The 16764-nt window shown below is 32.8% G+C and carries 14 protein-coding genes; 4 read left to right on the forward strand and 10 right to left on the reverse strand.

What is annotated here, in order from left to right; translation table 11 throughout:
- Window positions 1-19: 19 nt before the first annotated feature.
- Window positions 20-814, reverse strand: a complete 795-nt coding sequence (locus CLCOS_RS15540) for an efflux RND transporter periplasmic adaptor subunit (protein WP_013237277.1) — start codon at window positions 812-814, stop codon at window positions 20-22.
- A gap of 315 nt (window positions 815-1129) precedes the next feature.
- Between CLCOS_RS15540 and CLCOS_RS15545 the strand changes: the two genes are divergently transcribed.
- Window positions 1130-1672 carry a macro domain-containing protein gene (locus tag CLCOS_RS15545; protein WP_023162796.1) on the forward strand — a complete coding sequence of 181 codons (543 nt, stop codon included), beginning with the start codon at window positions 1130-1132 and terminating at the stop codon, window positions 1670-1672.
- Here the strand turns inward: CLCOS_RS15545 and CLCOS_RS15550 are convergent.
- Window positions 1661-2221, reverse strand: coding sequence for a VanZ family protein (locus tag CLCOS_RS15550; RefSeq protein ID WP_029170080.1), 561 nt, complete (start codon window positions 2219-2221; stop codon window positions 1661-1663). The genes CLCOS_RS15545 and CLCOS_RS15550 overlap by 12 nt on opposite strands.
- A gap of 144 nt (window positions 2222-2365) precedes the next feature.
- Between CLCOS_RS15550 and CLCOS_RS15555 the strand changes: the two genes are divergently transcribed.
- Together CLCOS_RS15555 and CLCOS_RS15560 are read left to right on the forward strand one after the other, a co-directional pair.
- Entirely contained in the window at window positions 2366-3463 is a 1098-nt protein-coding gene (locus CLCOS_RS15555; RefSeq protein WP_023162794.1) for an Ldh family oxidoreductase, read from the forward strand.
- A 30-nt stretch (window positions 3464-3493) separates the two neighbouring features.
- Window positions 3494-4876: an FAD-binding oxidoreductase gene (locus CLCOS_RS15560; protein ID WP_023162793.1), complete on the forward strand. Its 1383-nt coding sequence runs from the start codon at window positions 3494-3496 to the stop codon at window positions 4874-4876.
- A gap of 80 nt (window positions 4877-4956) precedes the next feature.
- On the opposite strand, the gene CLCOS_RS15565 is transcribed toward CLCOS_RS15560, so the two are convergent.
- The 6 genes from CLCOS_RS15565 to CLCOS_RS15590 all read right to left on the reverse strand — a co-directional run bounded on the left by CLCOS_RS15565 (window position 4957) and on the right by CLCOS_RS15590 (window position 13992).
- Window positions 4957-8298: a cell wall-binding repeat-containing protein gene (locus tag CLCOS_RS15565; RefSeq protein ID WP_063601403.1), complete on the reverse strand. Its 3342-nt coding sequence runs from the start codon at window positions 8296-8298 to the stop codon at window positions 4957-4959.
- An 81-nt stretch (window positions 8299-8379) separates the two neighbouring features.
- On the reverse strand, window positions 8380-8571 hold the full coding sequence (locus tag CLCOS_RS15570) for a DUF2442 domain-containing protein (protein ID WP_023162790.1): 192 nt from the start codon (window positions 8569-8571) through the stop codon (window positions 8380-8382).
- A 226-nt stretch (window positions 8572-8797) separates the two neighbouring features.
- The gene (locus CLCOS_RS15575) at window positions 8798-9589 is read right to left on the reverse strand and encodes a potassium channel family protein (protein ID WP_013237271.1); all 792 of its coding nucleotides are present in this window, start codon (window positions 9587-9589) and stop codon (window positions 8798-8800) included.
- A 40-nt stretch (window positions 9590-9629) separates the two neighbouring features.
- The gene (locus tag CLCOS_RS15580) at window positions 9630-10682 is read right to left on the reverse strand and encodes a glycoside hydrolase family 130 protein (RefSeq protein WP_063601402.1); all 1053 of its coding nucleotides are present in this window, start codon (window positions 10680-10682) and stop codon (window positions 9630-9632) included.
- 8 nt (window positions 10683-10690) lie between these two features.
- Window positions 10691-11641: an MTP-1 family protein gene (locus tag CLCOS_RS15585; protein ID WP_063601401.1), complete on the reverse strand. Its 951-nt coding sequence runs from the start codon at window positions 11639-11641 to the stop codon at window positions 10691-10693.
- Window positions 11642-12471: 830 nt separating this feature from the next.
- Complete coding sequence (locus CLCOS_RS15590) at window positions 12472-13992, reverse strand: Ig-like domain-containing protein (RefSeq protein ID WP_063601400.1); 1521 nt, start codon at window positions 13990-13992, stop codon at window positions 12472-12474.
- A 258-nt stretch (window positions 13993-14250) separates the two neighbouring features.
- Here CLCOS_RS15590 and ytaF point away from each other — a divergent pair, with 258 nt between their 5' ends.
- Window positions 14251-14874, forward strand: coding sequence for a sporulation membrane protein YtaF (gene ytaF, locus CLCOS_RS15595; protein WP_063601399.1), 624 nt, complete (start codon window positions 14251-14253; stop codon window positions 14872-14874).
- Here the strand turns inward: ytaF and CLCOS_RS15600 are convergent.
- Window positions 14863-15693 (reverse strand): heme ABC transporter ATP-binding protein, encoded by an 831-nt coding sequence (locus CLCOS_RS15600; RefSeq protein WP_063601398.1) that lies wholly within the window; start codon window positions 15691-15693, stop codon window positions 14863-14865. The genes ytaF and CLCOS_RS15600 overlap by 12 nt on opposite strands.
- Window positions 15693-16742: a FecCD family ABC transporter permease gene (locus tag CLCOS_RS15605; protein ID WP_063601397.1), complete on the reverse strand. Its 1050-nt coding sequence runs from the start codon at window positions 16740-16742 to the stop codon at window positions 15693-15695. The genes CLCOS_RS15600 and CLCOS_RS15605 overlap by 1 nt, the downstream gene beginning before the upstream one ends.
- Window positions 16743-16764: the final 22 nt, after the last annotated feature.

Raw genomic sequence — 16764 nt, forward strand, 5'->3', positions numbered from 1 at the left:
GCTGTATCCCCCCTTTTCACTACTCTAATCCTATTTCCGCAAACATACCTGGTTTCAAAGATGGATTTTTACCATTTATACTAACCTGTACTAAAATATCTGAACTTTGCGGCTCTACCTTAGAATTTATGACAGTTACTTTTCCTTGAAAATCCTGATCTGGAAGGTCAGGTACTCTAATAATTACATTTTGACCAACGTTAATCTTATTTAAAATGTAAGATGGTGCATATGCATTTACATATAATTTATCAGAATTAACTATTGAGATAAGCGGTTTACCTGGATAAGCCATATCTCCAACATTTACATTTTTAGCACTAACTGTTCCTGCAATAGGCGATGTAATAGTAGCATTATTAAGCGAATTTTGAGCAGATTTTAATGCAGCCTGTGCCTGATTTACCTGACTTTGATAAGTACTTATATTGGACGATGTAGAACTACCTGTTAAGCTTGTACTATTATACGTACTACTTTGTGCACTAGTTAAATTTGAATTTGCAGCATTTAATGCATTTTGTGCTTGATCAACTTGATTCTGAAGATCTTGGGTATCCAATTTTATAACAACTTGTCCATCTGTTACTTTTGTCCCTATGTCTACAGATACTTCTGAAACCCTTGCTGAAATGTTTGAAGTTATTTGAGTATCTTCATTTGTTGCAATCTTTCCTCCCATTATAAATGAACCTTTATCATTCTGCTCATTGGAATTTGTAATCGTCTTGGTAGGAGCTGAATTTTTATTATAACTACAGCCACCTAAAAACACTCCCATAACTACTAAACAAACTAAAATAATTTTTTTCATTTCCATCCTCCTCTTATGTAGGCACTGTAAAATAACTTTTTAACATTTTTATTATAAGCTTAATGTTGTTTAAAATAAAGGACTTTAGTCTAAAACTTTAAAATAAATTTAGTAAGCATTTCCTCCAATATCCAGAAAATCTTCAACTTTATTTATATGAGGGTTTCTAAGTAAAAAATCAACTTATACTTCGAATGTTTTTACAACCTTCAGCTCGTTAAATTGCTAATTGTAGAGTAAGGTATATAATTGTATCAACAGAACTATACAATTTCATATATACTACTCAAAAAATTTCTGAAAGGGGATTAGTATATGATTAAAATAGGTAATAACACAATTGAAATCAAAAAAGGAGATATAACAAAAGAACACAGTGATGCCATTGTAAATCCTGCAAACAGCAAATTACAACATGGAGGCGGGGCAGCTCTAGCCATAGTCTCTGCTGGTGGATTTGAAATACAAAATGATAGCAATAAACTTATGTCAATAATTGGAAGTGTTCCTACTGGAAAAGCAGTCATAACATATGGACATAAGTTACCTGCTAAATTTGTTATACACACTGTAGGCCCTGTAATGGGTGAAGGCAATGAAAATGAGAAGCTTAAAAAAGCTGTAACAAGTGTGCTCAATCTGGCAGAGTGCTATAATTTACATTCTATATCCATGCCCGCCATAAGTTCCGGTATATTCGGCTTTCCAAAAGATAAATGTGCAGAAATACTTCTTGAAACTACCATAAAGTTTTTCACAAATAAAGATACGAGTTTAAATAAAGTTGTAATGTGCAATTTCGACGAAAAAACCTATAACATTTTCCTTGAAAAATCAAAAAAATACCTACTTAAATGAAATTAGGCTTCCTTTTTGTCTTGATTTTATTTTATGAACCAAGTAATAAATTGTGTAAAAAATAAAAATTCCAATCAAGCTTCCCAAAAAATCTATGAGTACATCACTTACAAGAGAACTTCTACCAGGCACAAACGCTTGGTGAAATTCATCCGTAACAGCATAAAAAAGACATACAAACATTATGTATATTAAAGCTTTTGCCCCTTTTACATTAAATTCAAATAACACTCCACTGACTAAAATAGCAAGTATAAAGTACTCAAATGCATGAGCATTTTTCCTTATAATTAAATTCAGTTTCTCTTCTCTATTTCCTGTAGGATTCACATATGTACTTTTAACTTGCCCTTTTTGAATTTTAATTTGAACATTGCCATTTACATCCTTACTTACAATTTTGTTTTCCTTGATTTGTCTGTACTCTTTTCTTAAATTGTCTAATATGTTATAACTTCTTTGGTTAGAGATATCACCATTATTTGATGAGTTATAAAATATAAATCCCATCCAAAGAATACATAAAATAATCAAAATTATCTTTTTAATACTTGTCACCTTCTTTGTTTTAATGCAATTATTATACCTCAAATTTAGGTAACAAGCACCTTCTATTTTATATTTAAATGAGGTATAATTTGCTATAGTAACACTATTATGTATTAAAGTAAATTTGCTAAATGGAGGAATAATATGTCATACACCAAAGTTAAATATGAAGATATAAAAAAGCTGTGTAATTTGGTCTTTGAGAAATTTGGATTCAACCGGGAAGATAGTGAAACCATAACTAGCGTTTTGCTTTTATCAGATCTATATGGAATTGAATCCCATGGTATTCAAAGGCTGGTAAAGTACTACAGTGAAATAAAAAGTGGTCTTATAAATATCAATTCTAAAATAAAAATAGTAAAGGAAACACCTGTATCTGCAACAATAGATGGCATGGGCGGTATGGGACAGCTAATTGGTAAAAAAGCTATGAATCTGGCAATTAAAAAAGCTAAAACTTCAGGAATGAGTATGGTAGTGGTTAGAAATTCAAATCACTATGGTATTGCAGGCTACTATGCCAAAATGGCTGAGGAGGAAGGACTTCTTGGAATTTCAATGACCAACTCTCCAGCTGTAATGGTACCAACCTTTGGAAAAGATGCTATGCTTGGCACAAATCCTATTGCCATATCTTTTCCAGCTAAACCCTACCCATTTTTAATGGATATGGCTACTAGCGTAGTTACTAGGGGAAAAATTGAAGTTTATAACAAAAGGCATGAACCTCTTCCCCTTGGTCTAGCTTTAAATAGTGATGGTGAAGATACTACAGATCCCTTAGATGTACTTCTTAATGTACGAAAAAATTCTGGAGGAGGACTGCTTCCTCTTGGAGGATCAAAAGAATCAACTGGAGGACATAAAGGTTATGGATTTGCACTTGCAGTTGAAATGTTTACAGCAATTTTATCTGGAGGATTTACTGCAAATAAAGTTAGCTTAGATAGGGAAAATGGATCTGGAACATGTCATTATTTCTTTGCAGTGGATTATGGTATATTTGGGGATAAACAATCCATTGAAGAGAACTTTTCCAGCTACCTAAATGAACTTAGAAATTCAAAGAAAGCAAAAGGCGCCACAAGAATATATACTCATGGTGAGAAAGAAGTAGAATCCTATAAGGATAAAATGAAAAATGGAATTCCAGTAAACGACACTACTCTTAAAGAAATATACGACATATGTGACTACTTTAGCATAAAAGCTAGTGACTATGTAACTAAAGTAGTATAATTGTAAATTATTAAAAAGGGGGCAATATTTTTGAATTCACAAATAGTTGAAAATCTAAAAAAAATTACCGGAGCAGACTGGGTTACGGATGATCTATCTCAGATGCAAAGTTACTTGCAGGATGAAACAGAAGCTTTAATTCGCGTTGAATCCTCAAAAGATTGTGTAGTAGTTAAACCCAGTTCACCAGAAGAAATATCCAAAATACTAACATATGCAAATGAAATCATGATACCTGTAATTGCTAGGGGCGGTGGTACAGGTGTATGTGGTGCAGCAGTTCCCATAAAACCAAGTATAATCTTATCTCTGGAAAGATTAAATAAGATCGTGGAATTTGATAAAAAGAATCTAATGATTACAGTGGAGTCTGGCGTAACTTTAGCAAATTTACTTGAAGAATTAAATAAACAGGATAAGTTATTCTTCCCAATACATCCCGGCGATGAAGGGGCACAAATTGGAGGAATGGTAGCTGTAAATGCAGGAGGTACAAAGGCTGTAAAACATGGAATTATGCGAAATCATGTTAAAGCTTTAGAAGTAGTTCTTCCTACAGGAGAAATAGCCACTTTAGGTGGAAAATTAATAAAAAACAACATGGGTTATGATTTGCTTCAGATGATGATTGGGAGCGAAGGGACTCTTGGTGTGATTACAAAAGTAACTTTAAAATTGTATGCAAAAAATAAATACACAGGTACACTCATAGTTTCCTTTGATTCAAGAAGGGATGCCTGCGACTGCGTTCCTAAAATACTTCAAGAAGGAATTACACCTTTAGCTATTGAATACATGGACAGACCTATTTCAGAAAAAGCTGCAGAGCACCTTGGTACTAAATGGCCTGCAACCAAAGGCTCTGTGGATTTAATGCTCATGCTGGACGCTAAAACTGAAGATGAACTTTATGATACTAGTGAACAAATCGTAGGAATATGTGAGGAACATAATGCAGTAGACAGCATTATAGCTGAAACTTCAAAGGATCAGAAGGAAATCTTAGCCATAAGGAGCAATGCCTACACTCCTTTTAAAGACCATGTAGCTGATGGACTTGACATGGCAGTTCCACCATCCGCAGTGCCTGATTTCTTTGACGATATATCTGCTTTATCTGAAAAATACCATACTGAAATCCCAGCAGTTGGCCATATAGGCGATGGGAATATTCATAATTTCATACTAAGTGACAATGGTAAATTGCCTTCTTACTATGAAGAATTTAAACAGGAAATGTACAAAATTGCATTGAAATATGGTGGAACAATAACTGCAGAACATGGAACTGGAAAAACCAGAAAAGAATATATGCCTCTTCAATTTACCAAAAGAGAAATTCAAATTATGGAAGGCATTAAGAAAGCATTTGATCCTAATGGAATTTTAAATCCAGGTACTATAGTAGATTAAGAATTATGGAATAAATCTATATACATTTCCAAATAAACCAAGAAATTCTCCATGCAACATATGGAGAATTTCTCTTTTCTTTATTTACTTATAAGTTTGGAAACTTCATCTTCAATTTCACTGCTTACAGCACCTGTTCCTCCTAAAATAGAGGCACCATTTAGTTTCATACCCTGTAAAAATGATTTTTCATCATCTGTTAAACTGTTATTTACAAGTATTATAGGTTCGCCCATATTTGCTGCATAACTGCTTCCTGAAAGTGCATCTGCAAAGTCATTTCCCGATGCTATACATACCTTGTTTCCCTGGGAGTTAAAATACTGTGCTGCTTTAAGGGATGTATCAAATCTATTCTGCCCGCCTATTCGTACAATATCTTTGCTGTCTATTTTAGCTAGCTTTGAAATATCATCCTGAACTTTTTCACTTACAGCTCCTTCCATTCCCATTATAAATACCTTAGTAGGTTTTATTGTTGAGATTTCATTCTTTATAGCATCCGGTATTTCATCTTTCTTTACCATAAGTACAGGATACTGCTTAATTGCTGCTGCACTGCTTATAGAAAGTGCATCTGCATAATTTTCACCTGATGCTATGATTACCGGAGTTCCTTCTTTTACTCCAGCTTCATCTACTATTTTTGCTGCTGTTTCATATCTGTCACTGCCCTTTAGCCTGTTTATATTTTTAAAACCTGCATTAACTATCTTTTCTTCCATGCCATCCTCTACAGAAGAACTTCCCCCGAGAATATATACAGTTCCATCCTTATTCATATTTGACTTAATGTACTGAAGTACTTTATCTTCATCGTCTTCATTATTTCTGACAAGGACTACTGGACCCTTGAATTTATAAGAAAGTATACTTCCTGAAAGTGCATCTGGATAGTTGTCTCCTGATGCTATTATAACTTTTGATACTTTATCCTTGTAGGCTGCCTTTGCAATTGCAAGAGAAGTATCTATTCTGCTCTGTCCCCACAGCCTTTCTATGTCTTCCTTTGCAGGGGATGGTGTTCCACCGCCACTGCCTCCAGAGCCGCCGCTTGAGCTGGATGAAGCTGCATTCATTCTAAAGCTGTATTTTACAATTGTCTTATCTACAGATATGGTAGTACTTGTATATTTGTCATATCCACTTTTGTCTGCTTCTATATAGTAATCTGTATCAGGATACACCATAAATCCATAGGCACCATTTGAATCACTTGTCTGTGGATTGCTGTTATCTGCAGGCTTAAATCCAGCTATAACTGGAAGTTTTACTGCAGTACCAGGAGTTTTTCCAGAAGCCTTGTTTCTTGCAGTGTCAGCATAATACAAAGTTACATTTGCACCTGAAATAACTTTTCCCGTAGAAACATCTGTTATAATTCCATAAGGATCAATAAGACTGCTTGCAAGACTTACATCTCCATTTTGAGAAACCTTAATATCAATGGTTCCAATTATTATTTTCTGGCCATTGCCCATGTCAAAGGTTACATCAATTTTTGAATCCGTGCTGTCTTTCAAATTTGTTATTTTAATGGTTCCATCTTGAGAAATTGAAACCCTTGCATTTCCTTCAGAAGAAAAGCCAATCTTTGATAAATCACTTATCGGACTTTCTGTTCCATCAGGTTCCTTTACAAGTAAAATATCCTGTGCTTTCACAGAAAGCATCCTGGTTTTATCAGCTTCAGTAGTTATTTCAGTATCTATCGTCTTAACTGCTTTCCCTGTTTCATCTACTACAGTACCTGTCCCCTTTGTTTCTACCGGAGTCGTATCTTCCACTGTTATGGACAGCGTCTGTGAATTTCCTGCACTGAAGTTAAAGGTTAATACTGTTGTTCCTGCTGTTTGTTTTGCAAGATAAGCTTTGCTTATGGTTACTGTATCCCCGCTTACTGTATAGTCTGTCCCTGAAGTAAGCTTTGCTAACCCATTATATATACTGCTCAATGTACCTCCATTTAGTGTCATGGTTACTGGAATGTCCTTGTAATTTGATGAACTAGTATATTTGTCAAAACTTGCAACTGTTGGATTTATGTTTGAAAAGGTTAAATCAAAATTACTGTCTGTACTGCCTGGTGTCATTTTTAAAATTGCTATATATTGTCCTGGGCTGATATTGTTATTTGCTCCCACAGTGACTAAAACTGTTATCCCATTTTCCAGATCTGCATCAGTTATACTTGAGATTTCAGGAAATGTTACATCAATGCTTTTACTTTCTACACTTATGACTGCCTCACTAGCTTTTGTATCATTTACTGCTTTTACTATATTGTCTTTTACTGTATTGGGAAGTTTAAACTCGTATCCACTTGACCCATATGAGTTTATAACTAAATTATTAACATTTACATTTACATTTTCGCTTCCATTTCCCCCTAAAAACTTCACCATAGCCATACCTATACCATTTACATCAACAACCTGAACCGTTCCATTTCCTGCTCCATCCTCAGCATAAATTGAATATTCTCCATTTGCATTCACAGAAAAACTATTTCCATTAATAGTTTGCACTGCAGCTCCTGCAGTTTTAAAATAGCTTATATCCTTCATTCCCGGGGCATAAAGCTTTTTTGCTACACCGCTAGTTGCATCTGAGAAATTAGCTGTTACTATAGCCTGATTAGTCCATGCTTGCGGCGTAACACTTACATTTTTAATACTCGGGGGAGTTTTGTCCAATATTATGGATATTGTTGTAGCTATTATTAGATCTCCTGCACTAACAGTAGAGATAGATCCATATATATTTATATATTTGATTCCATCACCTATGGGTAAAGTACATGGAGTACTCCAGTCTGATGCACTGTAATTTTCTTGCTGACCCCATGTTTGTCCGCCATCAGTAGAAAGACTAACAGGTCCACATTTAACATTTTCTATTCCATCGATATTATATCCATACATGCTATCTCCTTTAAAATTAACTGTTACATTTTGACTATTGGTATACATATCTCCCCCATTTATCTTTGTATAGTCAATAATTTCTGTACCAGTACTATCTATTGTCTGGGAAACACCGCCAGATTCCTTTCCTGACGAATCTTTAAATTTAATATATACACGTCTTAGATTACTACTATGATCCCAGTTATTATCACTTATCCAATTGCCATCAGCTAACTTCCAATTATCAACTTCCATATAGTTATGTCCTGATACTAATGTATAATTTATCCACTTTCCATCATTGCTATTTCCCCTATTCTGAATGCCTGTTTCATTGTTAAAAAAATCTCCACTGTTTGAAATCATTACTTGTTGAGGTTGTGTTAAAATACCATCACTATTAAATCGTAAAGTTACACTTACATCAGCTGCATAAACTAGTGATGAACTTCTTATCCACATTATAACTAAAATACATAGCATACCAAAAATCAAATTCTTTATTTTATTCATTTTTCCTCCCCTTTATTGAGTTTGTTTAGAAATTTTCCGATGGAGAAACTGTAGCAAAAATCATTATAGGCTGCGTGATAATTAATATACAGGCTGGCATAAAATTATTTTGTCCTCCACTTTTATATTTTTAAAGCGTTCAATATCTTTTAGACTTGAGTAAAGCATTGTTTTTATTATCCTCTGCATATTAAACAGAATTTTATTGCCGTGTTCCAATTCTATGAGAAGTGTGTAATCATTATTTAGAATCACATTTACTATACTGCTCACCTGATGTTCCTCCTTTCATTTCATTTTTAATCCAAATATTTTACAAAACTATGAAGAAATTCTCCATACAACTCCGATTGTAGCAGGTAATTTTTTTTTGCATATACTCCTTTTGGCGTATTTTTTATATAGATTTTATCAATTTTATGTATAATATCTACATTAATTGCATATGCAAAAGGTTATACATATTGCATTAATCATGTATAACCTTCTTTATATTATGCTATTTATTTTTCAAGCCTATCAATGTTTTGCAGATGTTGTTTATATCTTCATTAGACAAACTATCAAAGTCATCTAACTCTTCCTTAATGGTATCCAAAACCTTGTATTTAAAATTTTTACGTACCTTTTTAGCCTTCCTATCTATAAAGTATGCAGAAATGGTACTTGTAAGCGTTCCTATAAATCCTATACCCGTAAGCATTAAAATGGATGCTATTATCCTTCCTGCTGTGGTTGAGGGAGAAATATCACCGTATCCCACTGTAGTTGTAGTTACAAAACTCAGCCAAATTGAATCTCCAAGTGTCCTGCCTTCTGCAAAATGCATCCCCACTCCTCCCATAAGTATAGTGACTATGGTAAGTTGAAGTATATAATTAAATTTATTAGTTTTTATAAATTCATTTAAACATTTTTGAAACTTAAAGAAGAATGCCAGAGCCCGTAAAGATCTTAAAAAATTTATTAATTTTAAAGTTTTAAATAATTTTGTACTTTCAACTATCCTTAAACTTTGAAATATCATATTAAATGGTATTATGGCAATTAAGTCTATAATATTTTTCTTTATGAAAGTCTTTTTATTGTCTGAAATTATAAGTCGTGTAAAATAGTCGACTACAAAAATCATCCATATTATATTATCTATTTTGTGAACTGTATCCAGGTCTCTAGCTGTAAGATTCCCTGCATCTTCAAATATAAGTATAATTATAATGCTTAAAGACAGTATTCCTATAAAAACATTGTAAATTAATTTTAAGCTTTTTTTAGAAATTTTATGGATCATAACTTTCCCCCAGATAAGTTTCTCTTCTGTAAAAATATTTTTAATCCAGTGTATTCAAAATATCCTTTATTTTTACTATCGCAAGTCCAATAGAATTATCACATATTCCATAATATATATATAATTCATCTTCCCGCAAAACAGATCCACAAGGGAAAATAACATCTGAAAAGAACCCCGATTTTTCATAATTTTCTTCAGGTCTAAGAATGGGCTCTTTACTTCGTCCAATAACTTTTTCCGGGCAATTTGTATCAAGTAAAAGTGCTCCCATAGAATAATGTTCCATATCATCTACCCCATGGTATAATTCAAGCCATCCTTCATCTGTTTTTATAGGAGGTATACCTGCCCCTACTTTAGAAGAGTCCCAGGAGCTTTCTCTAGTACATGCCAATATTTTATGATTCCCCCAGTTGATCAAGTTATCCGATTCAGATATCCATATTACAGGATTGCCGGTACTCTTTGATACCGGCCTATTTAGTGCAAAATACTTTTCACCTATTTTTTCTGGAAAAATCACTGCGTCTTTATTTTCAGTATTAAAAATATTACCTAATTTTTTATAACTTTTAAAATCATTAGTTACAGCTAACTCCACTACAATACCATACTTGGATACTGCGCTATAAGTCATATAATAATTATCGTCTATTTTAGTTATTCTTGGATCTTCAACTCCAAAACTTTCATATTTATTTTCCGGGAAAATAAAAGGAACCTCATCTATTTTAAAGTTTACACCATCGCAGCTTCTTGCAATTCTTATATGTGACATAGAAGTAAGATAGTCAAAATCAACATTGCTGCCTACCTTTTTTATAACTCTTGAATCACTAAAATCATAGTTTTCATCTTTTTTATTTATTGTGACAAATTTAAGCTTATTATTTTCATCTAAAAGGGGGACTCTCATATAATCTTCCGTTTCCTGCTCAACTCTTTCAGCTATTCTCAAAGCTAAAACCACTTCTCCATTACACTCTGCTGCCCCTGGATTAAACACCCCTATAACCTGAAAGTCTTTACTAGAGGGAGTTATATCACTGCAGGCTATAATTGGATTATATTTATATCTTCTTATATCCATTTTTCCTCCTATAAATTATCGAAGTATAATTCTGGATTTTTATTCATATAATCATAAAATGGATTATCTATTTCAAGTGTCTGTGCTTCAATGTCACTTATTCCTGCATACAAAATGGCTTTCTTACCCTTAAATGTGAGTCCTCCACTAAAGACTACATCATAAAGCGTTTCATTTTTACTAGGTCCCGGCAAGAAATCATTTCTGCTTGCAATTATCTGTACGTCTTTATATGCCATAGAATTTATATCAAGTACAAAAGTCATGGAATAATAGTGCTTCATTCCCTTCTCGTCTACTTTTGCTATATGCCCTAAAAGTCCTATATTATTTTGATCAATAGGATATATGCTGTTGATTCCTCCCCATTCATCATCATTAAAAAAATCATTTAAAATAGGAGCATCTTCAATAACTCCCATGCTCAAATCATTTAATCTTTTAATCTTTGCAAATCCTATCTTTCCTCTTCCACCTTTAGCTCCTTGAGGACGGGTTAATACACCTATGGTACCATCTTTTAGCTCAGTTATGCGTAAATCCTTCATTCCTTCAGGTCCTACAAAAAAAAGCTTAAGATGAAAAATGTCCTTACCTTTATATATCATAGTTCTCCATATAAGATTATTAGGATCATTTATATCATTAAACACTTCAACTCCGCCTACTACCATTTCATTACCTATCTTTGTGAAAAATGGGTCTTCCAAATTCATAATAGGTGATTCTATTATATGACACCATGCATCTTCATATTTTTCAAAAAAAAGAACCATGGAATCGCTGCTTCTCTTTGATTCAACTCTACCAGCTATTACTGTTCTACCATTGCTTAAAAAGGGTGCTGTTATATTATAGACATCCTTGTTAAATATTCCTATAAATTTAACTCTCTTAGCTATTTTAGTTGATTTTTTATTATCATACTCCTTCAATAATTTATCGCAAGTAACACGCATACTTTCACCTTCTTAGTTTTAATTAACCTAATTATATTATAATTCTTATTTTTTCAATTTTCTATATTTTTACCAAAATAAAACCAGAAAGCATAATTTCACTTCCTGGCTTTATTTTTTTCGTTTGCAACTTTTACCTAATTTTATTAGTATATAACTCATACTTTACCACATACAAAATTTTAACTTAATATAATAAGCAAATTGCGAAGCAACTTTTTCAAGAGGACAATTGACAGAGGACAGAGGACAATGAAGGTGAGTTTTCTTCCTTACGTCATAAAACTAATTTATTTTTAAGCTTGTTTTGCTAATGCAAAACATCGCTTAATCAGGCTCTAAAATCTGTGATCTTCAGATAATTGCTTGCTCAGAAAGTACTTCTTAGAAACAAAAAAACATGAGTTTCTTTTAAATTAAAGATTTTTCGTAGTGTATCGGAGAAAAATACTCCTTCACTGTCCTATGTCAATTGTCCTCTGTCCTCTCAAAAAAATTGCTTCACAATATTTTTAAACTGCAAAAGTTGAGTATATAATATATCTTTTTCAAATTTAATCTTTTAGAAATCATGATTTTCTAACTAAAAAATAAACTTATGCGTAGAAATATTTTACAATAAGCAAGCACATTTAAATATTTTGTATATAAGTCTTAGTTGAAAATTTATGAAAAAACTTAGGACTTTTGAATTGTCTGAGGTACGAGTTTTCAAAAGCCCTTAGGTTTTCTTAAATTTTCTGCTTAGACTTATCAAAATATTTAACCGTGCTTGTGGTTGTAAAAATATTCGGAGCATAAGTTTATTTTTCGTTTAGAAACTCTATAAGTTAATTATTAAATTTGCTTCCCATATCATTTATATATTGGACAAAGGTTTGTCCTATATCATCCAAAGACCAAAGACCTGTAGCTTTATAGCCATATTTACTATATGCAGTATAATCTTCATAATTTATACTGTAAGTTTGTATTATAGGATATATTGGCTTGTCCAATCCATATGCTTTATAATCTGTAGCCATTTGATCCAAACATCTATTTACGGACCACTGCATTTCTCCCCAATAACATTGAGGTGCTGAAAAGTCACAGTATTTGTTAAAAACTGAATAAGCTATATTCTGATGATAACTGGCTATTGGAAAAGATGTATACCCAATTATTGCATTAGGGCACTGGCTTCTTATAAGCTCACATATTTCCTCTGTCTGCTCAGCTTTATTTTCTACAGCATCTTCTGCATCAAATACATAGTAATCACTGTTATTTAATGCTTCTATAATTAAATTACCCTCACCTTGAACATCATCAAAATGATTGTAACCCCATGTTCCTACTTTAAATCCTGCCTCTTTGAAATATCCAACATACTTTAAAAAATCATCTCTAAAATTGGTGCCTCCACCTGAAGGACTGGAACCTTCGTTGTATTTAATACACACATTGTTTATACCCATAGATTTTAATTTTGCTATTAAATTATCTATGCCTCCATAAGCATCCACTTGATTTTGAAGTTCCCATATCCACATGGAAGTAGAAGCTATACTATCCACATCTTTAGTGGAAGGGTTTATAGTTAAGGACAAATCAACTTCCTTACTATATCCTTTTACCTGTCCTTGATAAACATACTTTCCTGGTGAAGCTAAAGTATTTACTTTCTCATTCCATTCAACTCCTACCTGCACTTTTCCTCCATCAGACATAACTGCTGTTACCTCATCAGGCAGCTTATAACTATCACCTTGGTTTATTGACACACTGATATCATCTATATTCTCTATTTTTGCCCCAGTTTTAAAATTCATGGTAAGAGCAGTTTTTAAAACTTTATTATATCTACCCATTAGGTTATTATCAATTTTCAATATATAATAACTTTCAGGGTCATAAGCTGAAACTGTAGATACAGTCATATAACTATCGTAATTACTTAAAGATATATTTATCGGCACTTCTGCATTAGTTTTTTTGTTTATAATTTTTACATTTTCTTTAGCTGAAGACAAATCTATAGGTTGGTTAAAGTGAATTATCCAGTTTTTATCCACAGGAACGTTGTCCACATTATCTGCATTTGCTGGCAAGAGATTACCACTGCTTTCACTTACTGAAGAACTAGAATTACTTTCCGATATGTATTTAGATTCCTCTTGTGATGCTAAAATTTTGGATGTGTCTTGTAATGTTTGGGACTTTGAATTGTCTTGAGTTGATACTACTTGAGTCTGGGGTTTGGTTGTATTAGTAGAAACATCACTCGCTAATACAATATTACACGGATTTAGCTGATACATTACAACAATTGATGCAAACATTAAAAGATTCTTTAAATTTTTAATCAATTTTTTCTCTCCCTTCACATAAGCTAAAAAATATTTTCTATTTTTTGCAAATTTCTATTGACTTTTAATATACCAGTATATTACCATATTATCTCCCCAAAATCAACAATAGGTGGGCGATGTACATTATTCCATCTGTTCCATATTATCTTTACAAATACATAATTAGATACATCTTCAAAGCAAAAGTAAATAGTGGTAGCATTGTATCTTATTATGAATATACTATAGAAGTAACCATACTATAGGAGGAACATAATGCACTTATTGCCTTCATTTTTATTTGCCTTATCCGCAAATATAGACAGTTTCACTGTAGGAATATCCTATGGTATTAAAAAAATGAAAATTAGTCCATTAAGTACTATTCTAATAGCTTTAATTGCTACTGCAGGAACATTTCTATCTATGGTTCTAGGTAAATTTCTAATTAAGTTTATGTCTGAAAATATAGCCAATATCATTGGAAGCGGTTTTTTGATATTAATGGGCATATGGTTTATAATTGACGCTGTTATAAAAGATCACTGTAATGAAAATAAAAAACTGTGTAATGCTGAAAATAATCTTTTACCCTATAAAAATCTTTTGGACAATCCAGAAATAGCCGACGCTGATAATTCAGGCTATATAGATGTTAAAGAATCTATATTTCTAGCCTTAGCTCTCACAATAAATAATGTTGGAGTAGGTATAGGCGCAAGTATAACTGGTATCAATATATTACTTGCCACTATATTTACCTTCATTCTCAGTACAACAGGCCTAGTTGCAGGATGTGTTATAGGCAGCAGCTGTTTGTCTAAATTTTTCGGTAAATATGCTCCTTTTGTATCTGGCATTAGTATTATAATTTTAGGTATCTATGAACTAATCATCTAAATTTCCGTTTTTCATATTGGGGCAGTCCCTTTCCTGTCCTATAGGTATTATATATGGCTTGCCGGTAACTGGATTTTTTATTATGCATACATTTATTTTATACACCTTTTTTATGTTTTTTTCTGTGAGTACTTCCCGAGGAGTTCCCTGCATTACAACTCTTCCACTATTTACAAGTATCACATGGTCACTGTACTGTGCTGCAAAATTTAAATCGTGAAGTACCATTATAACTGTTATCTTTTTGCTGAGTGATTTAACATTATCCAAAATTTCAATCTGATGGTATATGTCAAGATTAGATATGGGTTCATCCAGTAGTATTATATCCGTATCTTGGGTAAGTGCCCGTGCTATAAGAACTCTTTGTTTTTCACCACCGCTTAACTGATTTATAAACTTGTCACGGAATCTCCAGGTATTAGTAACCTCCATAGCCTGTTTAGCAATATTATAATCACTTTCTGATTCACTTTGAAGTTTCGAAAAATAAGGCGCCCTTCCCATCAAAACTATATCCTGTACGGAAAAATCCATATCCAAGTTGCTATTTTGGGGAACTACCGCAAGTTTTCTTGCCAGTGCCTTACTTTTTAAATCCAGTATATCCTTATCTTTTATAAAAACTGTGCTCTTATAAGGCTTCAAGGTTTTAGCAATATTTTTTAGTAAAGTAGTTTTACCAGAACCATTAGGCCCTATAATCGAATAAAATTTATTTTTTTTAAAATCTATGTTTATATCATGAAGTATATCAACTTCATCAAAACTGTAATTTAAATTTTTAACTTCAATTGCACACAAATTTGAATTATTCATTATATCACTCTCTTTTTAGATTTTATTAAAAGATAAATAAAGTATGGAGATCCAAATAAAGCAGTTACAGCACCCACAGGTATTTCAGAAGGGGCAGCTACAGTTCTTGCCACTGTATCGCAAATAATCATAAACACAGCTCCAATTATCAATGAGAAAGGCAATAGCACCCTATGGTCAGGTCCAAATACCATACGTACTGCATGGGGAATTATTAGTCCTACAAACCCTATTACACCACTTATAGACACACAAGCTGCAACAATTATCGAGGAAACAGCAAGTACTATTTTTTTTACATTTTCAACTTCTATGCCTAAACTTTTAGCAGTATCATCCCCTGTAAGCATTATATTTAGATCTCTTGAAAATAAAAGTATTATAATTACACCCAAGAATATGAAAGGCATCAGCATCAATATTTGATTATAGGTTGCTGCAGAAACACTTCCCATTGTCCAAAAAACAATTTTTTCAACCTGCTGCCTGTTGAATACCATTATTATAGATATTATTGAAGATAGAAGAAAGCTCACAGAAACACCTGCCAGAAGCAGTGTAGTTGGTGGTATCTTGTTTTTTACCCTGGCTATGTTATAAACCAAAACAGTAGTTGCAATAGATCCTACAAAAGCCATCATAGTAATAGCTGTAGATCCTAAAAGCAAAGTATCCAGCTGCAGCATAAATCCAATTGCAGCTCCAAGAGCAGCTCCTGAAGATACTCCAAGTACGTAAGGATCTGCCATTGGATTTTTAAATATTGCCTGAAAGGATGCACCTACTACTGATAATCCCATTCCAACTAATGCTGAAGTTATTATCCTTGGTAAACGTATCTGTAATATTATGAGCATGTGATTTTGTGACATACTTGCTGTAGAAACTAAACTTCCCACAATAGGTATTTTACTTAGTATCACATACAGTGTTTCCTTGAAGGATATATCTGCAGAACCCAGCATAGCTGATATTACTGCCGAAAAAAATAATATTACTATGCAAATGCAAAAAAACAACTTAAAATGTTTTTTTCGGGAAAATTTCATAAGCATATTCCTCTCTTATATA

This window comes from Clostridium coskatii (assembly GCF_001675205.1).
In the GTDB taxonomy this organism is placed as follows: domain Bacteria; phylum Bacillota; class Clostridia; order Clostridiales; family Clostridiaceae; genus Clostridium_B; species Clostridium_B ljungdahlii.